Source organism: Bradyrhizobium sp. AZCC 2289, from assembly GCF_036924615.1.
GTDB lineage: Bacteria > Pseudomonadota > Alphaproteobacteria > Rhizobiales > Xanthobacteraceae > Bradyrhizobium.
Map to the genome: position 1 here is coordinate 10427100 of NZ_JAZHRY010000001.1, position 23602 is coordinate 10450701.

At 58.8% G+C, this 23602-nt stretch carries 30 protein-coding genes, 1 tRNA gene and 1 pseudogene; 14 read left to right on the top strand and 18 right to left on the bottom strand.

Annotated elements, in window-relative coordinates:
- Positions 1-409: 409 nt before the first annotated feature.
- Positions 410-985, bottom strand: a complete 576-nt coding sequence (locus V1289_RS49280; protein ID WP_334407148.1) for a hypothetical protein — start codon at positions 983-985, stop codon at positions 410-412.
- 393 nt (positions 986-1378) lie between these two features.
- Here V1289_RS49280 and V1289_RS49285 point away from each other — a divergent pair, with 393 nt between their 5' ends.
- The 3 genes and pseudogenes from V1289_RS49285 (at position 1379) to V1289_RS49295 (ending at position 3943) form a co-directional block, all read left to right on the top strand.
- Positions 1379-2038: a peroxiredoxin gene (locus V1289_RS49285; protein ID WP_334407150.1), complete on the top strand. Its 660-nt coding sequence runs from the start codon at positions 1379-1381 to the stop codon at positions 2036-2038.
- Positions 2039-2141: 103 nt separating this feature from the next.
- Positions 2142-3619: pseudogene (locus tag V1289_RS49290) on the top strand (cryptochrome/photolyase family protein).
- 54 nt (positions 3620-3673) lie between these two features.
- Complete coding sequence (locus V1289_RS49295; protein WP_334407152.1) at positions 3674-3943, top strand: hypothetical protein; 270 nt, start codon at positions 3674-3676, stop codon at positions 3941-3943.
- Between the two features lie 135 nt (positions 3944-4078).
- On the opposite strand, the gene V1289_RS49300 is transcribed toward V1289_RS49295, so the two are convergent.
- From V1289_RS49300 to V1289_RS49310, 3 genes are all read right to left on the bottom strand, one after another.
- Complete coding sequence (locus V1289_RS49300) at positions 4079-4843, bottom strand: hypothetical protein (RefSeq protein ID WP_442896156.1); 765 nt, start codon at positions 4841-4843, stop codon at positions 4079-4081.
- Between the two features lie 109 nt (positions 4844-4952).
- Entirely contained in the window at positions 4953-5825 is an 873-nt protein-coding gene (locus V1289_RS49305; RefSeq protein WP_334407982.1) for a DMT family transporter, read from the bottom strand.
- Between the two features lie 379 nt (positions 5826-6204).
- Entirely contained in the window at positions 6205-6648 is a 444-nt protein-coding gene (locus tag V1289_RS49310) for a hypothetical protein (RefSeq protein ID WP_074276099.1), read from the bottom strand.
- 232 nt (positions 6649-6880) lie between these two features.
- Here V1289_RS49310 and V1289_RS49315 point away from each other — a divergent pair, with 232 nt between their 5' ends.
- The 4 genes from V1289_RS49315 (at position 6881) to V1289_RS49330 (ending at position 8300) form a co-directional block, all read left to right on the top strand.
- Entirely contained in the window at positions 6881-7141 is a 261-nt protein-coding gene (locus tag V1289_RS49315; protein WP_334407154.1) for a hypothetical protein, read from the top strand.
- 294 nt (positions 7142-7435) lie between these two features.
- Entirely contained in the window at positions 7436-7588 is a 153-nt protein-coding gene (locus tag V1289_RS49320) for a hypothetical protein (protein ID WP_334407156.1), read from the top strand.
- Positions 7589-7707: 119 nt separating this feature from the next.
- Positions 7708-7784, top strand: a tRNA-Arg gene (locus V1289_RS49325).
- A gap of 357 nt (positions 7785-8141) precedes the next feature.
- Complete coding sequence (locus V1289_RS49330; protein WP_334407158.1) at positions 8142-8300, top strand: hypothetical protein; 159 nt, start codon at positions 8142-8144, stop codon at positions 8298-8300.
- 155 nt (positions 8301-8455) lie between these two features.
- Here the strand turns inward: V1289_RS49330 and V1289_RS49335 are convergent, their stop codons facing one another.
- The 4 genes from V1289_RS49335 to V1289_RS49350 all read right to left on the bottom strand — a co-directional run bounded on the left by V1289_RS49335 (position 8456) and on the right by V1289_RS49350 (position 10165).
- Positions 8456-8659, bottom strand: coding sequence for a hypothetical protein (locus V1289_RS49335; protein ID WP_334407160.1), 204 nt, complete (start codon positions 8657-8659; stop codon positions 8456-8458).
- A gap of 219 nt (positions 8660-8878) precedes the next feature.
- On the bottom strand, positions 8879-9070 hold the full coding sequence (locus tag V1289_RS49340; RefSeq protein WP_334407162.1) for a hypothetical protein: 192 nt from the start codon (positions 9068-9070) through the stop codon (positions 8879-8881).
- Entirely contained in the window at positions 9067-9858 is a 792-nt protein-coding gene (locus V1289_RS49345) for a hypothetical protein (RefSeq protein ID WP_334407164.1), read from the bottom strand. Before V1289_RS49345 ends, V1289_RS49340 begins: the two co-directional genes overlap by 4 nt.
- Before the next feature lie 13 nt (positions 9859-9871).
- Complete coding sequence (locus tag V1289_RS49350; protein WP_334407166.1) at positions 9872-10165, bottom strand: hypothetical protein; 294 nt, start codon at positions 10163-10165, stop codon at positions 9872-9874.
- A gap of 360 nt (positions 10166-10525) precedes the next feature.
- Between V1289_RS49350 and V1289_RS49355 the strand changes: the two genes are divergently transcribed.
- The 5 genes from V1289_RS49355 (at position 10526) to V1289_RS49375 (ending at position 13052) form a co-directional block, all read left to right on the top strand.
- On the top strand, positions 10526-11332 hold the full coding sequence (locus tag V1289_RS49355) for a type I restriction enzyme HsdR N-terminal domain-containing protein (RefSeq protein WP_334407168.1): 807 nt from the start codon (positions 10526-10528) through the stop codon (positions 11330-11332).
- An 18-nt stretch (positions 11333-11350) separates the two neighbouring features.
- Positions 11351-11545, top strand: coding sequence for a hypothetical protein (locus tag V1289_RS49360; protein ID WP_334407170.1), 195 nt, complete (start codon positions 11351-11353; stop codon positions 11543-11545).
- 15 nt (positions 11546-11560) lie between these two features.
- A complete protein-coding gene (locus V1289_RS49365) occupies positions 11561-12328 on the top strand; it encodes a hypothetical protein (protein WP_334407172.1) in 768 nt (255 codons plus the stop codon).
- Positions 12329-12518: 190 nt separating this feature from the next.
- Complete coding sequence (locus V1289_RS49370; protein ID WP_334407173.1) at positions 12519-12767, top strand: hypothetical protein; 249 nt, start codon at positions 12519-12521, stop codon at positions 12765-12767.
- 159 nt (positions 12768-12926) lie between these two features.
- Entirely contained in the window at positions 12927-13052 is a 126-nt protein-coding gene (locus V1289_RS49375; RefSeq protein WP_334407174.1) for a hypothetical protein, read from the top strand.
- A 663-nt stretch (positions 13053-13715) separates the two neighbouring features.
- On the opposite strand, the gene V1289_RS49380 is transcribed toward V1289_RS49375, so the two are convergent.
- From V1289_RS49380 to V1289_RS49420, 9 genes are all read right to left on the bottom strand, one after another.
- A complete protein-coding gene (locus tag V1289_RS49380) occupies positions 13716-14471 on the bottom strand; it encodes a LamG domain-containing protein (protein WP_334407175.1) in 756 nt (251 codons plus the stop codon).
- 150 nt (positions 14472-14621) lie between these two features.
- A complete protein-coding gene (locus V1289_RS49385) occupies positions 14622-15335 on the bottom strand; it encodes a hypothetical protein (RefSeq protein ID WP_334407177.1) in 714 nt (237 codons plus the stop codon).
- Positions 15332-15778: a hypothetical protein gene (locus V1289_RS49390; protein WP_334407179.1), complete on the bottom strand. Its 447-nt coding sequence runs from the start codon at positions 15776-15778 to the stop codon at positions 15332-15334. The genes V1289_RS49385 and V1289_RS49390 overlap by 4 nt, the downstream gene beginning before the upstream one ends.
- Before the next feature lie 113 nt (positions 15779-15891).
- Positions 15892-17007, bottom strand: a complete 1116-nt coding sequence (locus tag V1289_RS49395; protein ID WP_334407181.1) for a hypothetical protein — start codon at positions 17005-17007, stop codon at positions 15892-15894.
- Between the two features lie 66 nt (positions 17008-17073).
- On the bottom strand, positions 17074-17457 hold the full coding sequence (locus tag V1289_RS49400; protein ID WP_334407183.1) for a hypothetical protein: 384 nt from the start codon (positions 17455-17457) through the stop codon (positions 17074-17076).
- The gene (locus V1289_RS49405; protein WP_334407184.1) at positions 17454-17666 is read right to left on the bottom strand and encodes a hypothetical protein; all 213 of its coding nucleotides are present in this window, start codon (positions 17664-17666) and stop codon (positions 17454-17456) included. Before V1289_RS49405 ends, V1289_RS49400 begins: the two co-directional genes overlap by 4 nt.
- Complete coding sequence (locus V1289_RS49410) at positions 17663-18286, bottom strand: hypothetical protein (protein WP_334407185.1); 624 nt, start codon at positions 18284-18286, stop codon at positions 17663-17665. The genes V1289_RS49405 and V1289_RS49410 overlap by 4 nt, the downstream gene beginning before the upstream one ends.
- Positions 18286-18465: a hypothetical protein gene (locus tag V1289_RS49415; RefSeq protein ID WP_334407186.1), complete on the bottom strand. Its 180-nt coding sequence runs from the start codon at positions 18463-18465 to the stop codon at positions 18286-18288. Before V1289_RS49415 ends, V1289_RS49410 begins: the two co-directional genes overlap by 1 nt.
- 450 nt (positions 18466-18915) lie before the next feature.
- Entirely contained in the window at positions 18916-19137 is a 222-nt protein-coding gene (locus tag V1289_RS49420; RefSeq protein WP_334407187.1) for a DNA-binding protein, read from the bottom strand.
- 131 nt (positions 19138-19268) lie between these two features.
- On the opposite strand from V1289_RS49420, the gene V1289_RS49425 reads away from it, so the two are divergent.
- Together V1289_RS49425 and V1289_RS49430 are read left to right on the top strand one after the other, a co-directional pair.
- On the top strand, positions 19269-19802 hold the full coding sequence (locus V1289_RS49425; protein WP_334407189.1) for a hypothetical protein: 534 nt from the start codon (positions 19269-19271) through the stop codon (positions 19800-19802).
- A gap of 3 nt (positions 19803-19805) precedes the next feature.
- Positions 19806-20975, top strand: a complete 1170-nt coding sequence (locus V1289_RS49430) for a tyrosine-type recombinase/integrase (RefSeq protein ID WP_334407191.1) — start codon at positions 19806-19808, stop codon at positions 20973-20975.
- A 223-nt stretch (positions 20976-21198) separates the two neighbouring features.
- On the opposite strand, the gene V1289_RS49435 is transcribed toward V1289_RS49430, so the two are convergent.
- Positions 21199-22641 carry an alpha/beta fold hydrolase gene (locus tag V1289_RS49435; protein ID WP_334407193.1) on the bottom strand — a complete coding sequence of 481 codons (1443 nt, stop codon included), beginning with the start codon at positions 22639-22641 and terminating at the stop codon, positions 21199-21201.
- Positions 22642-23602: the final 961 nt, after the last annotated feature.

Here is a 23602-nt window from a genome sequence, read left to right on the forward strand (position 1 = left end):
CGCGCTTGCCGCGGGCTCAGGACCTTTGGCCGACGGCTGGCGTAGCCGCCTCATCAGCTCACGCAGGCTCAGCGGCAGCACGACCTCGTGGTGTCGCATGCCCTTCCCGCCCTTGACCAGGCCGAGATCCCGCACCACGCAATAACGCCCGCTGCTCATGCGAGCCAGGCGACAACCCCTGAACAATCCCAACATGCCGCGAGCATGCACCGCCCCGCGATTCCGTCAATTCTTGACGGGCGCCGAATCCCGCTCGCGCAGGGGTCCCTTGTCAGCCGGTGCGTCAGGTCGATTGACGCCCATTCCCTGGGGAAAACGGGAGAGTTTCGTCGAACGATCCGGTTTTTCGACAAACAAAAACGGCGGGGAAATGCCCCGCCGCTTTAAAATCCAGTCGTTTGGAGTGCGCCTACATCATCCCGATGTCGAACACGTTCGGCAGCTGCGACAGCGGCAGGGCGGCCGCGCCGACGACGGTCGCGACCATGGCTGCCAGCGTGTGGTTGCTGCGGCGCTTGCCGCGCATCTGGCCGGCGATCCATTCCAGCATCTGGGTGTCGATTTGCCGCGCATGCGCCGGCGCCCAGCTTGCGATATCGGTGTCCGGCGACAGCGCCACCGTGCGCGGCGGCACCGGCAGTCCGGATTCGGAAGCCGCATGATGCGCGACGGCCTTGGCCAGCAAATCATCGAACTGGCCGTTGTCGCTGCGCTCGGCGGCGGCGTCGTTGATCTCGAACAGCGCCTCGGCCTCGGCGCGGCTGACCGGCTGATGCTCGACCGCGCTTGCGGTCAGGATGCGCGCGCACAGGGTGGCGTCATCGGCGTCCAGCGTGCGGGAAAAATGGATACGGCCTTTGGTGGTCGGGCCTTCGCCGGTGATCACGCCGTCGCGCACAATGGTCAGAGCATGGGCCGCGGTCTTGCGGCAGGACGGTTGGAGGGCGGCGAACAGCTCATTGGCCTTGGTACTAGGGGCAGACATAGTTGCACTTCTCAGTTTCTTTTTTGGTCCAGGTCCAGCATTTCCATGCGGGCGTAAACGAGTGGTTAATGATTCGAAACTTGCATTCAGAGATTTTTAGATGGTTGCCGATTGGTCGCTGTGAGCGCTGTCACGGTTCGAGGCTAAAGCCATCGGGCCGGGCGTCTTGCGGGTCATAAAAGGCAATATCGGGGCAATTCCGGCCTTTTGGACCGCGTCGGGTCTTTTCGCCGCAGGGGCGCGGATCGATAGAAGATGCTAGGAGTTCCACCCTGCGGAGAAGGATTTCACCTTTTTGGCCGCCCGGTTCACTTAGGCCCCTCCATCCCCTATACTCTCCGCAATGGCTGGAACAGGAATTCTTCAGTAACTTCAATAATATGAGGTAACATCATGGCACTCCAGATTGGCGCTGTCGCCCCCGACTTCGAAGCCCAGACCACCGAGGGCAAAATCAAATTCCACGACTGGATCGGCAGCAGCTGGGCGCTGTTGTTCTCACACCCCAAGGATTTCACGCCGGTTTGCACCACCGAGCTCGGCGCGCTCGCAAAGTTGAAGCCGGAATTCGACAAGCGCGGCATCAAACTGATGGGCCTGAGCGTGGATCCCGTCGACCGGCACGCCAAATGGTCCGAGGACATCAAGGAGACGCAAGGTGCCGCACCGAACTATCCGATGATCGGCGACACCGATTACAACGTCTCAAAACTCTACGACATGCTGCCGGCGTCGACCTCGGGCGATCCGCTAACGCGCACGCCCGCGGACAACCAGACCGTCCGCAACGTCTTCGTTATCGGGCCCGACAAGAAGATCAAGCTGGTGCTGGTCTATCCGATGACAACCGGCCGCAATTTCCAGGAAATATTGCGCGTGATCGATTCCCTGCAGATGACCGCAAAACATCGGGTCGCGACGCCGGCCGACTGGAAACAGGGCGAAGACGTCATCATCGCGGGCTCCGTCTCCGACGACGAGGCCAAGACGATCTATCCGCAGGGCTGGAAGGCGCCGAAGCCGTACATCCGGATCGTGCCGCAGCCGAAGTGACGACGCCTCAGATTTTCGGCGCGAGCCAGTTCGCGACAGCAAGGGCGGCGGTCGAGGAGACCGCCGTCACGCAGGCGCCCCAGGAGATGTCGACGACGATCGCATGACGAGCGCCCCGCCCATCATCGTCTGGTTTCGCGATGATCTGCGCCTGTCCGACCACCCTGCCCTGCACGCCGCGGCGAACGCCGGCACGCCGGTGATTTGTCTGTACGTCCACGACGAGAAGAGCCGCGCGCTGAAGCCGCCGAACGCCCGGCCGGCCGGCGGCGCCGCGCGCTGGTGGCTGGCGCAGTCGTTGCGCAGCCTGCAAGCCAGTCTGGGCGTCATCGGCGCGCCGCTCGTGCTGCGCAAAGGGCCGGCCGCCAGCGTTATCGGCAAGTTCGCGCGCGAGGCCGATGCCCGCGCTGTGTTTTGGAACGAGATTGCGCAGGCGCCACATCAAGCCGTTGTCGGAGAAGTTGAAGCCGTGCTTGCAAGGGACGGTATTGGCTCGCAAAAATTTCCCGGCGACCTCCTCACGGCGCCCGTCAATATCCGCAACAAGGAGGGTCGCGGCCTGCGCGTGTTCACGCCGTTCTGGCGGCGGGTGCAAATGCTTGGCGATCCGCCAAAACCGCTTCCCGCGCCCCAGCAAGCTGAGCGGCGCGCCCAACCTCGCAAGCGACACGCTGGAAAGCTGGCACCTCGAACCCGTAGCGCCGGACTGGGCCGCGGGCCTGCGCGACATCTGGAATCCCGGCGAGGCATCGGCGCAGGCCCGGCTCGCGGCCTTCCTCGAAAACGGCGTGGCTGGCTATGCCGGCGAACGCGACCGGCCCGACCGGGATGGCACCTCCAACCTGTCGCCGCATTTGCGCTTCGGCGAGATCAGCCCGCGTCAGATCTGGCACGCCGCGCGCTTTGCCGCGGCCGAGCGCCCGCCCCTGTCCGGCGACATCGACAAATTCCTCAGCGAACTCGGCTGGCGCGAGTTCTGCCGCCATTTGCTGTTCGACGTCCCCGACCTCTCGATGCGCAATTTGCAGCCTTCCTTCGACGCTTTCCCCTGGCGCCATGATCCCGGCGCGCTGCGGGCCTGACAGCGCGGCCGGACCGGCTACCCCATCGTCGATGCCGGAATGCGCGAACTCTGGCACAGCGGGGTGATGCACAACCGGGTGCGGATGGTGGTGGCGTCGTTCCTGGTCAAGCATCTCCTGATCGACTGGCGCTGCGGCGAGCAATGGTTTTGGGACACGCTGGTCGATGCCGATGCCGGCAGCAACCCGGCCAACTGGCAATGGGTCGCGGGCTCCGGCGCCGATGCGGCGCCTTATTTCCGGGTATTCAACCCGATCCTGCAGGGGCCAGAAATTCGATCCCGATGGCGCCTATGTCAGGCGCTGGGTGCCGGAGCTTACGCGGCTGCCGGCCGGCCTGATCCATCAGCCCTGGACGGCGACGCCGCTCGAACTTGCCGGCGCCGGGGTCGAACTCGGCAACATCTATCCCTACCCGATCGTCGATCACAAGACGGCTCGCGAACGCGCGTTGGCCGCCTACGCCGGGATCCGCAACGCGTCGATGACATCCGTTTGACGCTTTCATAAATCTCGCTATCGTTGTGACCGCAGTAAATTACTGGGGGATGACATGATCGACGATACACCTGTGACTGAACAGCCGACTGAAATCGCAAGCACCGCCGCCGAACCGGCCGCGATGCCGGTGGTCAAGAAGGCCAAAAAGGCGGCCAAGAAAGCCGTGAAGAAGGCGGCGCCGAAGAAGAAAGCCAAAAAGGCCGCCAAGAAATCGGCAAAGAAAGCGGCGAAGAAGTCCAAGAAGGCGGCCAAGAAAACCGCAAAGAAGGCCGTCAAGAAGGTCGCCAAGAAGAAAAAGAAGGCGAAGAAATCCAAGCGCTGATCCGGCGCATAACGCCGAACCAGTCTTGCGAACGGTTTGCGCAATGGTCGGCGTGGCCCGCAAAAGCCTCCGGGTGAACCTGGAGGCTTTTGTTTTTGTTGATGGCGTGCCGAACGCGCGGGCTTGCGGTCGCCGCTAGGCTGCGAGCCTGGACCGGCCTGCTGTTCGGACTTTTTTCCCTTTGGGAATTAGCAGACCTTTACTCGTAGGTTTGCGATGCTCGCTGCGGTGTCCGAGCCGGTTCTCTTTCGCGAACCGCTTTTCTTTCGCCTTGGACGCGAAAACCTCTTTCACCTTGCCGTTATGCTTGACGATCACATAGCCGCCCTTGGTCATGCTGAACGGCTTCTTGAGCAGGCCGAGATGATCGAATTTTGTCTTGGGCGGGTGCTTGAACGGTTCGAACCAGGCGGGATGCAGGAAGTTTGACATCTTTATCCCGTCCACCACGAAGGTATCCTCTTCCACGGCGTCGCACATCTCATAGGCGTATTCGGTGCCGTCAGCGGCCTCCGCCCACAGGTTTGCGATCGGATCGATCGCCATCTCAAACAACTCATGGCAAGCCGTAACGCTGACGAGTTCGTTGGCCGCGAGGGTCGTCTTGACGAAGATTTTCGACACCGGCTGCCCGTCCTTTGTCAGGTCGTGATAGCCGAGCGCACCGGCGGCGTCGGCATTGTCGAAATAGACGAATTGCCAGTCGGACGGTTTGGCAGTCTTGGTATTATACAATTTCAGCGGGTAGCCCCAGACCGGCAGAAAGTACTGGTCGTAGCATTTTTGCAATGCGGCGGTGAGCTTGTCGAAGGGTGCGCCGAGATCGACCGTCGCCATGTTGATGCAGGCGACGTTGACGGCACCGCCTTGTCCTGCCTGGGCCGCGCGAATAACTTTCATGAAAACCTCCTTTGCTAAGGCACAAAATATCGCACCCTCAAGATAGCACGGAATCAAACGACACGTTAAGGATGTTGTTGGATTGGAGGCGGATTGCTTTCACCCTGAGTCACGCCCGCCTGTTGACCAGAAACACCGCCGCGGCGCAGGCAACCATGCCGACGACAGCCACCGCGTCCAGCCGCTCGCCGAACAGGACATAGGCCATGACAGCGGTCACCGCCGGCACCAGATAGAACAGGCTTGCGACCGAGGTCGCGGCCGAACGCCGGATCAGCCAGTACAACAGCCCGATCGACCCGATCGACAGCACCACCGCCAGCCACGCCAGTGCCAGCATGAACTCGGTGGTCCAGTGCACCACATTGGTCTCGAACAGCCACGCGCCGATGCCGAAAAAGATCGTGACCGCGATGTACTGCACAAGATTGCCGGCGCGCCAGTCGATCTGGTTGCAGTAGCGCCGCTGATAGAGCGTCCCCAGCGTGATGCTGATCAGCGATACGCCCGACGCCAGCCAGCCCCAGCCCGCCTCCCCGCTCATCGGCCGGTCGTGCAGAATCAGCACGACGCCGAAGAGCCCGACCAGCAAGCCCGTCCATTGCAGCGGCGTCACGCGTTCGCCGAGCCAGCGATTGGCCAGCGTCGAGGTCAGGATCGGTTGCAGGCCGGGAATCAGCGCCGAGAGGCCGGCCGGAATCGAATGCGAGATCGCAACCGCAGTACCGCCGAGATAGATCCCGTGCACCAAAAGCCCCGCGACGATGCTGTGGCCGATGCCGGCACGGTCGGGCCATCGCGGCCGCGCAACCGCAACGATGATCGCCATCAATCCGACCACGCACGCCATCCGAATGGCGAGATAGGTAAACGGCTCGGCATTGTGCAGCACATATTTGGTGCCGATGAAGCCGGTACTCCAGAGCACGACGAAAATCGCCGGCGCCGCGCGCGCGGCAGTTTCCTCGAAGTTTTTGTTCATTGCGGCCCTGATTGCCTTAACATCGGCGGTCCGGCAATCCCCGAATTTCTCCCAGGGCACTTCAGCGAGACCGTCATTGCGAGCCACCGTCGCTTCGCAGATCAACTCTGCCAAGTTTGGCGCCAGCGTCGGGCGCCAGGACCACACGACTTCGCCGTCCGCGTCAGCCACGTTCGTCTTCGTGACATCAGCGTCCACCGCATCCCACCGCGCGTTTCGTGACGATCGCGAGCCGGGTGAGACGGGCGAGCAGGTACCGGTGATTTGCCCGACGGGGCAAGAGGAATATTTTCTCAAGTCGAGCTTGACAGCAAATTCACTGATTTGCCCGTCGGGCTAAGCCAGCGATCAGCGCGCCCCGGCGGGAAACGAATTCGCCCTACCACTCTTCCGGGCAGGGATCGACGATCTTCCAGAGATCTTCGCCGTTCTTGATCTTCTTCATTTCGGTGGTCAGCCCGCCATTGCGGCGGATCCAGTCCTTCACGGTGACCGGATAATAGGACATCAGATCCGACGTCCCTTCGGAGCTCGTAACCTTGATGCCGAAGGTGAAGGCCTTGTCGTAATAGGCCTGATGGAAGCCGAGGCTGGCCTTCGGCGTCACGCAGATCTTGTTCATCGGGACGATACCGAACACCAGCGTGCAGGCGGAATTGCAGATGCCGTCGATGATCACACGTTCCTTGCGGTCGGCGATGCGCTTGTACTTGGCCTTGTATTCCTCGACATACCCGCCGTGGTCGCGCGTGATGTGCAGATCGGCGCGCGCAGGTTGCGCGACAAAGACGAGAAACAGCAGGGCAAGGGGCGTGATGCGCATGGATCGACCAGGAACCAATAACCTTGTCAGGACGCGGGAAAACCAGTCCGTCCCGTGGACCAAGCCTCAGAACTCTGGCGGGACTGTGTTGGGATTTCGTTAAGCATCCCCAAGAGGCCAAAAATTGCCGCGGTGTGGCGGATTTCCCGCAGTTTTTCGCCCGATTTCGCGTAAACTGGGAGCCGGATCGGCCAAAATGCTCTACTTTCAGCGGAATCCTGGGAGAATCGAGATGACCAAACTGAAGTTCTTCTCTTTCGCCGCCCTGCTGGTGGCGGCGGCGATCGCGCCGACCTTGGCCGAAGCGCGCCACTACCGTCACCATCACCACTATTACTGGCCGCTGCCCTACCAGATCAGCTATCTCCACAATTACGGACCCGGCCCCACCCCCGGTACCTTCGCCTTTTATGACGGCCCCGCGAACAATCACTGCTACCAGGGCTCCGCCGCCTATCTCGGCCAGGACCGCCAGCGGCATCCCTGCTTCTAGAGCGGTGACCCTGACTGGCCCTGCCCGGCCAAGCCTGATCGGGCCAGCAGGCACTCGTAGCTCAGATAGAGCATCGGATTTCGATACAAAATTTATCGCGCTACGTACCGCCACGTAGCGCACGAAAACCCTTGCAGCACTCGCGTTTCCTGAGTTTCGGCAGCACCTGGCACAACAAAACAAAACGCGGCCAGATACGTGGTTCGCATGCCAAACGGAGCGGAATTAACGAAGTATGAAGATGTCCGTGAACATTTTAGAGGTTTCCGCCGTCTACGTGGCAGGAGCAATAAAATGTACCGCAGACACCGCGCAGAACTCGAACGCAAGCTGGCCCAAGCCCTCCGATTGGCGCTGGAGCCCACAGATCCGCATACCCGCGAGCGGCTGGCCCAGCTGGTCGAGGACCTGGAGTTTCAGCTTCAAAGCCTTCGCAGGGCCGCCTAGCTCCAACCGTGCAAGTCTGGTAATCGAACCCGACGGAATTATTTTTGGTGGGGCGGTAGAGATGCCTTGGAAGTGCCCAAGAAATTTGGCGCCTCGGCTAACCCATTGAAAAACCACACGCACTCGTAGCTCAGCTGGATAGAGCATCGGATTTCGATTCCGAGGGTCGGGAGTTCGAATCTCTCCGAGTGCGCCACTACAAAGGCCTGCAAATAAAGGGTTTCTTGCAGTTTCGGCTTCGTTCTGTAGGCTCAGTTCGTGTTGCGAGGCGTTGCGAGCCGATTGTAGCTAAAACAACGGGTTACAAACCATTACCAACTGTTCCACGCAACACGGACGCAACACTGCGGTTCGTTTTCCGTTCGCGCTTTGCCCGCCCAGCAAAAACCCGCCGGCAGGAACCGCCGCCCTCACCTCTCCTCGTCCGGATGACGCCAATTTCGGCCGCCGGAGTTTTTCTCCGGTAGTGTGATTTCGTTCATATGCACCCGCGCGCGGACTAGGTTACTACCAGCGCTTCCCAACTGGGGCTCATCCTTTGGAGGGGGCGGGAATGGTTATTCAAGATATTGTTGAGCGGGTGTCGATCGAATCCCAAGCGGACTCGAAAGCGAGCGACCTTTTCTCGATCGCGGTATTCTGCGGAATCGGCCTACTCGTCTCTTTGTCGGTCTTGCTTCTCGACCAGTACGTTCCGGGTGAATGGTTCTAGAACTCACCGTTCCTCGTCCGGATGCACCCCAACGAAGAGACCACGAAACCATTTTCCGCGGGCTTGCTGGCGCATGTGGCGCCGGGCGAACTGGGTCGGCGCTCGCCTCCACAACCCGGAGGTGACGCCAAATTGAAAACTCGCGGCCCCCCATTTCAGATGCTTATGCAATAAAGGTCATCGACTCCCCTTGGCGCGATCACCACGCAAGTGTTCCCACGAAGATTAGGGCGCGCATGGGACAACTCGGCGGCCAGCTTTTCTGCAGCTCGGAAAGCCTCAAGATCATCAGCATATAACAAGCCGTGCGGATCGTCGGTGTTCTGCCCGCCTTGGAGACCGAAGAAAAAGCGCTTCATAGCTGGCTTACGCTCTTCCCCCAAATCCGAGTCGCCCCGTCCGACATACCGAACTAGGGTATTGACGACCAATGATCGGATTTGTTCCCCGAGGCCAAAGTGCAAAAATGTACTGAACGTCAGATGAACATTCCCTAAAATTTGAAAGACCATCCCCCAAAGAAAAACCCGCCCGGTTCACGCCGGGCGGGCTTCCTTGGAGGGCCGCCCTCGTCGAGATCAGGCGCAATCGTCTCCGCGGACCAAGGTAAGCACCTTGCCCGGCATCTGAGCCGGCTCATCTTCAGCGAGAAATTCGACAATGAGCCGCCTCGTCAGGTCGAGGACTATCAGCGCGTCCTCGGGGTCGTTGGGCAGCGCGGAGGCGATTTGAATCGCGTGCCGGCGGTGTTCTGCTGTTGCTGCCATCATACCATCTCCGTGAGGCTAGACAGCCGCGTGAGGGATTGCGCCAGAGCAATACCGAGGAGTTGCGCCGATCGACCGCGAGAGTAGCCAAGTTCGATCTCCGTCTCGGCGCAGGCGTTGAGGGCCTGGGCCTGGACAAGCACACCGGCGATTGTCCGGGGTTCGATCTCGAAAGCCAAAAACGCCTGCGTTTGGACGTCGATTGCCGCTAAATATTGGCGCTCTCTCGCGTCTTCTAAGCCTGATCGTTCGATGGCGGCCTCACGTTCGGCTTCGTATTTTTCCGCTGTTTCGATCAGCCTTGCAAGCTTCTTGCCGAACGCGGTCCGCCGATCGCAAAAGAGGTTTCTCCGAGCAATTGCCGCTTTCGTTGCCTCGGAATTGAGAATTCGCCAGGGCAATCGCACACACTGTGTGCGATCGATGGTGAAAACATCGTGCAAGATCTCGTTGCCTTCAACGTCGCGTAAACTAACCGAGTAGCCCACACAGTCATGATGACCTTTGCTCACAAGCTCTTCTGGAACGGCCGGACAGTTTGCTTCGGCAACGGCACGGGCCTTGAGACGCGCCTCGCCGGCATTGCGATACGTGGCGAGCAGCGGTTCGATTCTCTCCCCCAGCGCAACGATCGCCGGATCCTCCTGCACAAGGGCCGCCGCGGGCGCCGGCCGCGTGGCAACGACGGCCGTGGCATTCACGGCCGCGCCGGCGGCAAGGGCGGTTACGGCGCGACGTAGGAAGCTGCGCCGGTCCGTGGCCGGCAGTAACGTCGTTTTTTCGGTTTTCATGAGCTGTGCCCCCTCAATGCGCGACGGCGTCGATGGGAAGGCGGGCGAACGCGGCGCCCGGCTCGGGGCGATCGGCCGCGATCATCTGGGCAAGTTCGGCCATGAGCTCGGCCGGGACCACCAACTTCGCTACTACTGCCCTTGCGGGCCTTCCGGGTATGCCGTGGTCGGTTACGGCGAAAACCAGCCGTCGGCATGAGCCGATGCGGTCAATACGCACCAGCGCCTCGCAAAAGGCGTCTGGGGTGGCAAAGGGTTCATAGGTTTCGATTTCCCGAGGGGGAAACATAGGACGTTCGATTGTCATGGTGGTTGCTCACTGGTTTGGCCTTCTAGAGCCGGGGTCAGCCGCGGCAGCCGGGGGCTAGAAACCTGCCAGTGAGACAGGCGCGGCGCTTTTAGGCCTCGCGGCCTTGGACAGAACGGCGCCCCCCGGCCAAAGGCCGGACAGCTCGCGCCCCATGCGCGTTGACGCCCGCGATGGATCGCGGATCACAGCTCAGGGATGACACGGGCAGCACTGGTTCGGGTTTCTAGGCCCGGACCCATCATGCCCTGATTTGATGAATAAGTCCAGCCCATGCTCCGGGCGTTTGCTGTTGCTCTAGCCCTTGCGCGCTCGCTCTGGTTGCGAAACACTCGGCCAGGGCTAATAAGGGGGATCGCCATGGCTGTATCAGCAAAGGTCGCTTCGCGCATTTCCGCTCAGCTTAAGAAATACCAACCCGTGCTGAAAGCCGCGAAGCAACGCGACATCAGCGAAGCCGACACTGTCACGATTATCAAAGACATTCTCGCGGATGTCTTGGGTTATGACAAATACAAAGACCTTTCAAGTGAGCACGCTATCCGGGGGACATACGTTGACCTCGTTGTCACGGTCGACGAGAAACCACGCTTCTTAATTGAGGCCAAGGCGATCAACGTCGAACTCAAGGATGCTCACGTCAAGCAGGCAATCGACTACGCCGCGAACGAGGGAGTTACTTGGGTAGTGCTATCAAACGGTGCGGTCTGGCGGCTTTATTGCGTGAAGTTCGGCAAGCCAATCGACAAAATTTTGGTGTTCGAGATCGATATTCTTTCCTCCGATTGCAAGAGCGACGACATTCTAAGTTGCTTCGGCAATCTGACGTCAGAAGGATATTCAAAAGATTCTTTGGCGGATCTTCTCAATCAGAAACAAGCGAGCAGTAAATACACCGTTGCCGCGATCCTTAGATCGGACTCGATGATTGAATCCCTCCGGAGGGAAATCCGTCGTTTGTCGGGTTTGAGGCTTGAGACTGACTACCTGAGCAATTTGCTAAGCAACGAAATCATCAAGCGGGAATTGATCGACAGCGATGAAGGTCAAGACGCTTCCGCCTACATCAAAAAACTTCAAAAGGCCTTCGACAAAGAGCGCGCTGTAACTACTGCTGTGCCAAAGGCCAATCCAACAACAGATCCGAATCCGGCCGCCGGCTTGTAGAGGACTCGGGCTAAAGAAATGAGCGTGAACGACTTGCAGGAGCTAGAAGAAATGGCGGTGAAGCTAGAAGCCACCGCTCGCAAGCTTCCGCAGGGGCCCAACCGCGACGATCTACTTCGAGACATCGCGAGATTCCGGGCGAAGTTAGCTGCTTTGCAGGCCCGCGGCTTTAATGGCAACCAAGGCGAATGGATGAAGGCGAAGGGGAAATAGGCCACGAAAGTGACAATGGCAGACCTTTTCGGCAGCCCGAAGCGAACCCTTGCGCGCGCCCGGCATCACATCGCGGATCTGCGATCTAAAGCTGACGACTTCATGAATGGTAGGGCGCCGGGCACCTATCAGATTGAGCGTAGGACGGACGGCAAAAATCAGCACACAATCAAATTTGATCGGGGCTTCTTCGAGCAGCTTTCTAACATCGCATTTGACGCCGCCAATAATTTGCGGTCCGCACTAGATCAAACGGCCTTTGGGACTGCTATCTTGGCTGGCAAGGAACAGGCGAAGCGCGCCCTTTTCCCAATAGCCGGCTCCCTCCCAGACTTGGACAATCTCATTAAGAAAAATTGTCGCGACCTTCGCCCCGAAATAATCGATCTATTCAAAACTTTTAAACCCTACGGTGGCGGCAACATTTGGCTGAGTGCCCTCAGCAAGCTTTGCAATACTCAGAAGCACGCCGCGCTCATCCCATTCAAAACCGATAATCACCAGGTCATGTACGTCATGAATGGGATCATCATTGGTCTAGGCCATCGATGGCACCCAAAGACCTTTGAGCTGGAAATTTTAGGCTCCGGAGGTGCTGACTTCACAAGGGGCGGAGGCTATTTTGCCTTCGGGCTTTCGTTTACGCATGATGATCAGGTGATTGCTGGCAGCGAGCCTGCGGGCTTACTTGATGGAGCGGCGATTCAGGTCGATAGGGTGATCAAGGCAACTGAACTAGAATGCCAGCGCCTCGGCCTAATTCCCGGTGAAGGCACTGGATAAGTGGATAGACCAGCAGAAAGAGCCCTTACACCCGGGCCTGAGGCTATCCGAGGCATGATCGAAACCATGCTGCACATCCTCTCGAAAGACCCAGGCGAGAAGCCGGCAAAGAACGCGAAGGGGAAATAGCGCCCCTTGTGCTCGACCCCCAGTTGCGGGATGCTCCAACCTCGTCTTGAGGGCAGGCAAGATGGAGATCGTACTCTTCTGGATCGGACTTTCGATCGTTGGCGTCGCCGCCAATGCCCGCGGTCGCGAGGGCATCCTGTGGTTCTTTTTAGCGCTCGTGATTTCACCACTGATCGCATTGCTGGCGGTGCTCGTTATGGAGCGCAAAAATGCGCCAGTCTGCGGCTGGTGGCACGGCGCCGACAGCCTTCGAGCCCGATGCCGTGCACGCTGGCATTCCCTACCGCATGCAATCAGACGGCTCGATTGAGGCCATCATGCAGGGCGCGCGCGTGCGGTTTTCGGATTATGCAAAATTCGCCGCTGCTACCGGCGCTGCGCTTCCGCCGCCTGCTCCACCGTCACCGCATAGACCGCTTGAGACGCTTAGAAGTCCAGGCCTTCTGGCTGATTTCAAACGGAGCAAGAAGTGATGCGCCTCATCCGGATCGGCCGCCGCACCGCGGTCTGCGTGCAGAGCGCCAGAACGAACCTACGTCCCGTCCTGAGTCCATCCGGGCTGGTCGAACTGGGGCTGAAGGCGAAAATCAAATGACGCGCGACTTTTTCGCCAACCAAGCACACGAAATTTTCCCGAATGCTCTTTCCCGCACCGGAACCGGCTGTTAGCCTAAAGCAAAAAACAAATATCAAAGAACATTCCGGGGGGAAATGATGGATTGGTTTCTTTTGGCGACCGCAGGTTCCTGCGGCGTCGTTTTACTTTGGACTAGCAGGACTGCCCGCGTGAGGCACGCGCACAACCTCAACCTCATTATGGAGAGGCGAGTTCTGGAGATCTTCGCTGGGCTAGACGTCGCGCTCTCTGTGGTCCCCGCTGTGCCGACTGTGATGCCGCCGGATCGGCGGCGGAAATTCGTAGTAATCGAGGGTGGCAAAGCGATATCCCCCGGCCACGTTGCTGGCATCACGCCACGGTGCTTAACTCGTACAGCAACTCGTCCGGCGCGAGACTATTAAGACCGGGGCTATATAGCGGTCTATTGCACCGAGACTAGTTGCGAGCGTCCCGACAAAGACCTGCCGAAACCCTCCAGCGATCACAGTCGAACGACTTTCAAGATTCCGCCAAGGCGCGGAAGGGCCGAGGTAAGAATTCAGGGAGTAATGTCCGGGGGCTGTTCCATATGAATTGATGGTGCCCGTCTTGGTGAATGTGCCGCCCAGACTGCCGGTGTTTACCCCTGCTTTCCAGAAACTATGAGCGCGGGAAGCGCGCAGTCGGCACGGTGAAACCAGAGTCACTGGCGTATCGCGCAACACCTCTGGTGAAGCGCACCTCATCGTAGTAGCCGGTGTAATTTGCAATGGTAGCGCTCTGGCTGGAACTTCCTAACGCCAGAGGAAAGGGACTGGTGAAGATTGTCGTTGGGGTGCTGAATGATCCCTCCAACGCACCATTTAGGTAAAGACGATATTTTGCCCCGTCATAATCAATGCATGCGTGGTACCATGCCGAGTCAATTGCAAGAGTGGTCGTTCCAATTATGCTACCAACACTGTTCGTGCCCGTAGTGCTCATGAGCCAAGCTAATTTGTTGGTTGCAATGTAGAGTACCCATCCCTCATTGGTCCCGACATGCCCCCATTGGGCACACAAAAATTGATTGAAAGCGGGCAAAGCGTGCGGCCTGATAAACATCTCAATCGTAAACTTGTCGGCACCGATTTCCCAATCAAGACTATGCGCGAAAGTTATATCCGAAGCACCATCCACAAAAAGGGACGACGCGCCAAACTTGAATTGGGCCGTAGAAATGCTGGCCCCGCTACTCGCCGCGGCATTGCCGTGGGCGGCAGAACTTTCATCGGTCATGCCGGGGGCTCCGGTCGATCCGTTGCTGCCCTCAAAACCCATCAGCAGTTTGACGCTGGAGAAATTCGGGTCAGTTGGGCCACCGCCGCCGCCGACAGCCGAAGCGGGGCCGCATATCCCAGCTAGTCCTGGTAACATCACGCGTCTCCTATCATTTCAAATCTCCTGAGATCATTGGCAAATCACGATGTCGCCGGTCAAAAGCGCTTCGAGGATCTGACGCTCCACCGGTGACCGACTTCCGTTTCGTCGGGGTTTTGGCTCCTCCCCTCAAGAATGTCGTGGTCGTCATTTCTTGCCGGCCAAACCTTGTGTCTCTACCTGGGCTTCACGATCAGCGATTTGGCGGAGGACAAGATCCTCGAGCACCGCGGTTAGCTTTCTCCGATCGATACCGAATTCCTCCGCTAACGTGTCGGCCGCGCGCGGTGCCCAGGCCGTCCACGCATCGGCCTCAGCCTTCGCGGCAGCGCCGCTTTCGGCTTCAAATTGCATTTTCGCGAGGCGAGCGCGGTAGGTTTCCGCCAGCGCCGTGGCGTTGCCGACCGTCATGAATTTGCCGTCGACCAGAATGCGCTCGACGTCATAGCCGTTGACCGGCTCGCGCTTGTCGATCGGCGTAGACCGTTGACGCGTAGACGTAGACTGTTGACCAAGCGTAGACTGTAGACGCGCTGCTCGCCGCCGAGCCGGACGAGCCATAGCCAAATCAACGTTTTGCGCCAGCGCAAGACGGACCTTCTCAAGGTCGAACGTCCCGTCCGAACGCTTTGGAATTGTTCCCTTTTTGGCATGACGGCTAAGGCCGGATTTGTCTCTGCCGAGTGCTTTCGCCAAGGCGCTCAGAGATAAATATTCTACCATTTCGTTGACCCTTGGTGTTGACTGTAGACCCAAATTTGGAATCCTGACGCTAGCGAAGTCGAATGCTAAGCCGTCCCGTATTTTTTTTGACCGGCCGACAGGACCCGCTGTGGTTGTATTTTTTCTTGCGTCAATCATGACGGCTTCAGATCACCGGAGAGGCTCCAAGTGTTGTCGCCCGTCTTCCTGAGGGTGACGAAATTGAATGGGGTCAGCAGCGCCAACGTCTTCCCGGTTTCTGGCGTGACGGTCACGCCAGGCGCAGCGGCGACGAGCAACGGGTTAGATCGACTGCCCAGAAACAAATCAATTTCGCCGACGTAAGTGGTTAGGGATGGATCGCCGCCCGGTTCGCTAACGAGCGCTGCCGGATCAGGCGCGAACGTGAAGCCGACGCCGATCGGAATTGGCGCGTTGGCGTCGCTCTCGACTATCCACCTGACTACCGGATCATAGCCGTCCTGAACTCGCGACGGCACCGACGGCCAGAACATCATTGGCCGAATTGATCCCGGTCGGCACGCGATGCCGCAGGTGTAGTCGTAGTTTCCGCCGTGCCATTGGCCTGATGGATTGGTCATCACGTCAAACCTTCAACCCCTTCATTTTAGATTGCGCCCGACGGCCCAATGCCTCGAAACCGCCGGGCGCCTGACCGACTCGGGTGACGGAGATCACCCGAGCGCGGAAACCTTCAATCATTTCGCGGTGCCGGCATGTCGTCGCCGAGGTTAAGGAGCGCGCGCGGGTCAGTGTCGCCGCGGAATAGGATGTTGGCGCCTTGGGTATTCGCCATACCGACGAATGCAACTTCCTCGCGCGAGGTCGCCAGGATATCCCGCTTGATCTGCTTGAGCTGCTTATCGCGGTCGCCGTCGCTCAACGCGTTCTCGTCGTCGGCCATCAAGTCGATCTCGCGGGTGACCGCTGCAATCATGGCGTCACGGTTCAGATGCGCAATGACCGCTAGAAAGTCGATCACGGTCGCGCTGCCGATCTGGCCGATTAGGTCGGCTGAGGTCGTCGGCCAAATAATTGGCAGACCCTGTTCGATGGCCGCAAGCGCGTTCGGCGCGCCCTGTTTTGCAAGTAATTCAATCCGGGCGATCTCCTGGGCCTTCACGTCGGCGGCCAGCTTGGGGGCGACCGTTATCCGATTGAAATCGGCCTCGAGTTCACGGAGCCGACGTCGGCGCGCTTCGACGGCGTCGCTGGCTGTTTCGTTTTTGCGCAGTTGCGGCGACGGGCCAGCATAAAGCGTGATCGGCGTGCTGCGATCGATCCGATTGACCAAACTACGCGACGACTCCACAAGCCGGCCCAAAGTCGCCGCGGTCGCATTGACGTGTTTTGATCGATCCTCGACAAGCGCAAGGTCGGCTTCGCATTCTGCCAGAAACTCGCGCTGTTGGGCGATCGACGCCTCTACGCCGCTTCGATATCCAGCCCTGTTAGCTGTGATCTCATTGAGCCGCGCCTTCGCCGCGCCCACGGTTTCGCGCAAGTCGAGGCGCCGATTGTGCAGCGAAAGGGAGACGGTTTTCGCCTCATATGCCTCATTTGCCAAGTTAGTCAGAATGGATTTTGCTTCAGGCGGCAAGCGCTTGGCGAAGCCGAGATCGTAGCTCGCGACAGATCCGACCGGCCTCTCGTTCGAGATCGGTGCAGGAGCGACGAGCGGTTGACCGCGGTCGAGCATAGTGGCGTTGACCGCCGGATACGCCGCCGCGGCGCGCGCCTCGATTGTGCGAATGTCGGCGACGAACTGTGCTTTGAAAGCGGCCATCTCGGCGGCGGTTTTGGGGGCCATTTGATTTCTGTTCCCGTTCCTTGGAGTGCTGAATTAAACTTCTTATCCGACCAGTCGGCGGACATTTCAAATGTCCAAAATGCGCCTGATCTGGCGCGCGGTCAGGCACCTGTCTCTGAGCTTCAAAACCCGCCATAGACACTCTTCGATCTTGTCAACGTTCCGGCGAGGACATTCGGACAGCTCGCGCTCGCCGCGAAGCCACGCGCCGCTGGCATATCTCGTGAGAAGCTGTTCAAACCGATCCGCTGGCGCCGATTCATTTTTCAGAAATCTCGCGATACCGCGGCGTATTATTTCGTTGCGCTCGCGGGTGCGGGAAAGGCCAAGCGCCTGGTCGACGCTGCCTGCGCGGATCCCATCGAGCACGGCGCGCGCGTCCTCCGGATCCAGCGGCTGGCCGCCTTCAAGGGCCTCGGCAATGCGGCCTATGGCGGCGGCTGCGGTCAATTGAGCGCCCTCCGGTCGAGCACCGGAAGGCCACCCAAGACGTCCGCCCAGGTTGCTGCCGCGTTCCTGGCTTCGGCGTAGCTTGATCCGGTCCAAAGCAAGGTACGCCGTCTGCAGGCACACGGAGTCACCCAAGCGACTCCGAAACCAAAACCCGGGGTCATGATCTCGATCCAGTCGGTATCGCGAAGCGCGGATGGCGCGATCATGCGGCGTTCTCCACAGCGCGCGCAGGAGGCTCTTCGCTCGGCAGCATGATGTAGCTGTCCGTTCGCGCGCTGCGCACCGGTTCGGGAATGCCGTTTTCAGAGCAATAGCGTTGCCATCGTTTGCCTGATGGTGATTCGCATTTGACTGTCACCTTGCCTTTTCCAATTTTTGAAATCCGCTTAGGGATACCAAGGGAAGACAAGGGATCATGTGCGAATCGCGGTTCGCTTGTTTTTGAACCTAGGTTCGCATCTTCTTGAACCGCGGTTCGCTTCTTTTTCCTGAATACGAACGTAGGTTCGCTTGTGTAATGCGAACATAGGTTCGCTTTTGGTGCGATCTCGAACGCGTTGACATAGGTCCGCGATCCACTCGCTTTATTGGTCAGCGGTGCCACATAACCGTAGGCGCTAAGCCGGTCCATCGAGAGTTGGATAGCTCTTCGGCTAACAGCGAGCGCTGCAGCGAAAGTGGACTGTTTCCGGCGGACGACGCGGGTCGCGCTATCGGCCGCACTGGCCATCTTCCAGAACAGCCTGACGTCAAGGTCGGTCAGCCTGTCGTCGTCAACCGCGGCGTCCATCTTCGCTAGCTTTTCAGCCGTGAATTCGTGCGCCATTACTGCAACCCTCGTACAAGAGGGACGCCTTCAGAGCGCGCCCATTCCTCGGCCCGCTGCAGTATCTCGGCGAAGTTCTCGCTTTCGGCGACGTTTGTGACCGAGTTGCCGACGTGCCAAAGCGCCGCGAAACCATCGACGCGCGGCGCGAATTCGATGAAACCGGCCTTGCGGGCCATATCTAGCGACGTCACTGAGCAACCCCATAAATGAGGCGCGCAATCGTGGCCGCGGTATCCGGAGCGACCGAAAACAGCCGTGCTATGCGGCGTTTTTGTTGCAGTTGTGCGGGAGTTTCGCTATCTTGTAGGAGATCGCCGCCAAGGAGATCCAAACCTTCCAAGAAGCGAGCCCTGCCCTCACCGGCAGGGTTTCGTTTGTCAGGGGGCAAGCTTCTTTACCTCCCAAGCATTTACGAATTCTCCCAGTACCCTCGCCGCGGCTGTGGCGTGATCTTCAAGCATGATTGGCATTGAAAGAAACGCGACGTCACCGCCGCCTGAGATGTGCCCGACGCGAAAAACTGGCTCACCGCCGCACCTGTCGCGGGAGGTGTGAACACTGACGACACCGCCGAGTTGGCGAATGTCACTCGCGTATATTGGCCGGCGTCTGGAAAGGGCCATCGGTCAAGCGGCCCTTCCCTTAGATCCGGCTGCCTTTTCCTGATCCTCGATCATCGACAGCAACGACGATTTTCGCGCGCATACCGAATTGCCGAGACGAAACACGGGCAGCTTATCCATCAGGTGATAGACCTTCCGGCGTTTAGATTTTTTGCCGAAGAGGAATTCGGCGATAGCGTCTGCACCCTCAAGTAAATCGTCGTGAAGCTCAGCTTGGGACGGCATCAGAATCACCTTGGGTTAGCGTAAGTTTGCACTAATCCATAAACCAAGGTTGGGATTAGTGCAAGTGTGCGCTTGTACTAATCCTGTGGATGTGCTTTGTTCCGGTTCGATAGAGCGGGAGCGGCTTTGTAATGAGTGAGAGTGAACTGCAATATGCTGAGGCCGAGCACCTGCTCGCACACCTTCATGGCGCGGACGAAAAGGTGCGGACCGGAGCCTTCCGCGGTAGGCTCAAGCACCTAAAGCGGCTCGGCATACCGCTAGATAGTAACCCTGGCCGCGGCGCAAAAATCACCTATACGCAAGAGCAGGTCTGGCAGTGGGCCTTCTGTCTCGAACTGGCTGAGTTCGGCATAGATCCCACCATCATTGTCCAGTTAGTCAAAACGGAGTGGGAAGCCCGGCTCTTGCCGGAATTCCGGAAGGCCTCTGCCGCTGCGGCTGGTGATGACGTGTACTTCATTGCCACCCCTCGCCTCATGGAAAGCGGCTGGGATTCAAAGTCCACCAGGGCGATCGAGATCAGCTGGTTCCATCTGAAGGTCTCTGACAGCGTGCTTTGGCGCATAGTTGGCACAAAGCGCCGGGCCATCATTCTGAACGCGAGTGATCTCTGCCGGATAATCGATGGCATTTTTCGCGTGAAACCGAGGAACAAGGGATAAAATATGGCGACGGTTCGCAAGCGGAAATTGCCGTCAGGTCTGGTGCGTTGGCAGGCCTCCTACGTGGACGGCGCAGGCAAGCGGCGGGCCAAGCTGTTCGATCGCAAAAGCGATGGCGAGGCGTGGCTCGTTGAAACAAGCCATGACCTCAAGCGCGGCCTGCACACACCTGGCAGCGTGTCGCCGACCGTCAAGGACGCCGCTGCACTGTGGATCAAGCGTTGCAACGAAAAGGGCCTCGAGCAGTCGACGATCTGCGCATATGAGGAACACGTCGATTTGCACATTGTGCCGTTTATAGGCGCAAAGAAGCTTGCGGAGCTTACGGTGCCTGCCGTGAACGCTTTTGCCGACCAACTTCGCGAGGCCAGCCGGTCCGCAGACATGATGAAGCGGGTCATTCGATCGCTGGGGGCCATCTTCAAAGAAGCGCGAAGACGTGGACTTTCGGCAGTCGCCCCGACCGAAGGCCTAGAACTGGATCTTCCCGAACGTGATGATCCGCGGCCCGTGATTCCGACCAAGCGCGAATTGCAAGCGATTATCGCAAACTCCGCTGGTCGGTGGCGCCCGCTCATCCTAGTTGCCACGTTCTGCGGCTTGCGAGCGAGCGAACTTCGCGGTCTGCGCTGGTGCGACGTTGACTTCGACGCTCGGCAAATTCACGTCAACCAGCGCGCGGACATCTACCACAAGATTGGAAAGCTAAAATCGAAGTCCGCCTATCGATCAATCCCCTGCTCGTCCATGGTCTTGAATACGCTTCGGGAATGGAAGCTGAAATGCCCAAAGGGCGATCTAGGGCTGGTTTTTCCAAATAAGAGCGGCAAGGTCGAGGCCCTTTCAAACATCATGCAGCGCGGCTTCGATCCTATCCAGATCGCGGCTGGCGTGGTCACTCTGGTGCCGGTCCTAGATGACGCCGGCAAACCCGTTATAAACAACGCCGGCGAGCCCATCATGCGAGAGGTCGGCAGGTACGGCTTGCACGCCCTACGCCACGCCTGCGCCTCTCTGTGGATTGAGGGCGGCAAAAACCCGAAGGCCATTCAAACGCTGATGGGTCACAGCACAATCCAGATGACCTATGACGTCTACGGCCACCTTTTCGCGGACGTGGACGGAGACCAACGCGCGGCGGAAGATATCCAGATTCGCCTGCTCGGCGGCTAGCAGCAACACGGACGCAACATGGCGCGGATAACTCGTTGATATCATTGAGGCGCCACAAGATTTCGATTCCGAGGGTCGGGAGTTCGAATCTCTCCGAGTGCGCCAGACCGCCGAATGTTGCCGTCTCTGCGATCTCCTACGCTGCCGCACGATGTCGGGCCGCGCTCCCTCGACGCACCGGAAGCGGCCATCTGTTGGGCGCCAGATGGCATGGCAGCATGAATTACGGAGCGGAAACAACCGGCTTTAAAAAAGCTTTCAGTTCGTCAAGGAAGCGATCGAACGCCGGCTCATCTTCCAGGATCAAGTGGTTTCGGCTTTCGAGCGGAACAAAGCGAGCTCCCGGAATGGCCGCGGCCATTCTTCGACCGGCTTCAAATGGCACTCTTGCGTCATGACGCGAGTGCATCACCAATGTCGGCACACTCACCTTGGAAAGCAGCGCCGTCACGTCCGTTTCGCCGTTGGCCATCAAGTTGCGCGCTGCATCTTCGGGAGAGGTCGAGATACGCTGCAGTTCGTTGAACCAGTCTGCTTGCTCCTTGGTGCCGTCTGGAATGAACTGCGACGTGAATATTTGGCGGAAAGCCGGGTTTTCCTGACCCCACCCCAAACGCACAAGGGTAAGCATCGCTTCGCCGGCTTCCTTCTCGGCTTGCGTTCTCGCCCGCCTTTTCCATCCAACCGCATAGCCTCCAAAAAGGACCAGGCGGGTAACCCGCTCTGGGTGCCGGACCGCATAGGCGATGGATACCGAACAGCCCTGGGAGATGCCAAGAAGAGCAAAACGGTCGACGCCCGCCGCGTCGACGACGGATTCGAGATCGTCCACGAAATGATCGAAGGAGACGTCGGGAACGTCACGATCCGAAAGTCCGTTTCCTCGCGAGTCATAGCGGATCAATTCATGATCGCGCGATAACTCGCGATAGAGATGTCTCCAGATCGGGCTTTCGAAATCGAATTCTAGATGGGTCATCCAATTGCCCGTCTTGACAAGGGCCGGACCCTTGCCCGTCTTGGCATAGGCCAGTTGTACGCCGTCCTTGGTTTGGCAGAAGTGGATCTCCTGCTCGTCGAGGGCAACCTCACTCGTTGCAGGCAGCGCCGTCAGCTCAGGCGCTGCCGCGAGTTCAAGTGCCCTGATATCCTTGGCCGCCAGCCCGTAAACTCCGACCGCGCGAGCGATGTTCTTGATTGTCTGCTCCCCAAGGTCGGCGAAAGCCAGTGAGAGCTTGTCCCTGATCTGTTCGTTCGCGGCCCGGGAGATACAGACCCCGCCGGGCTCGCACAGCGCTTCGAGACGCGCAGCGATATTTACGCCGTCGCCAAATATGTCGCCGCCGTCGATGATGATGTCGCCGACGTTTATGCCGATGCGGAAGACGATCTGCTTATCCTCTGGAACGGCAGCGTTACGTGCCAGCATCTCCCGCTGAATATTGACGGCGCTCGCGACCGCATCAACGACGCTTGCGAATTCGACCAGCATGCCGTCGCCCGTGGTTTTGACGATGCGGCCCCGGTGTTCCGCAATTCCCGGGTCGACCAGTTCACGGCGGTGAGATTTGAGAGATCGGAGCGTGCCAACTTCGTCGACACCCATCAGACGGCTGTAACCAACGACATCTGCAGCCAAGACTGCCGCGAGCCGACGCTGCATCATTCACCCCACCATTTCCATCTTATTTGGCTTACATACCCTTGTTTTCGAGCAAGTGGAATGGGACGATCGTCGAAACCAGGGGTGGTGCGGAATAGGCCGCTTGGCCTCCAGCACGCCAAGACTGTTGCAGAGCAATCATGCCGGAAAAGGAGTGGAACGGGTTGGCGAAGGGAAGCCCGGGCGGTGGAAATTGAAAGAGGCCGCCAACTGAGGCGCCCTTATTCGTCCCAAGTGCGCTCGCCGCATTTGCACTCAAACACGCGGATGGTTGCTTTAGTCTCCGGATAGTAGATCGACCTTAGCAATTCGAGATTGTCGCCGCAAAGGCGGCACTTTCGAGTTGAACTGCTCTCAAAATATCCGAGCCTCTCAGCCCTAAATAATTCCATTGCTGCCCCCCGGCTCAGATATCTCTAGCTTAGCCGAAGTTTCAGCACAGCCTCAAGAACCATGATGGTAAGGGCGTACAGATCGTTGGGGAAGCGAGGCCTGCAAAAGTGGAGGCTTTCCGCGCAATAAAAAAGCCCGGCTATCGCCGGCGCCCACCTGATCACCATTCGAGACGCGGCGGTTAAATGGTCCACAACATAACGGTTAACACAGAAAAAACTGCGACCCAAAACTTTGTTGATATTATTGAGGAATTTCAGGTCGTGTTAGCCGTCTGACTTCGCTCCGAGTGCGCCAGCATAACCTTTGTGAAATCAAAAGTTTTGGTCGTTTCGGCTACGTTCTGACTGCGGGTTTTGTGTTGCAAGACACCGCAATCTCATATTAGCGAAATCAACGGCTTGCGAAGCATTGCCAATCATTCCAGCAAGGCGACGCAAGACCGCGCTTCGAATGGTGCGATCAAGGAAAATCACGCTCGGTGGGATGCGATCGGACGGCGGCCCTCGCCGGCCCCAGCAACCAATTCACAGAGCGATAGCGTTGCGCAAATCGCGCGGTTGGCAAACGC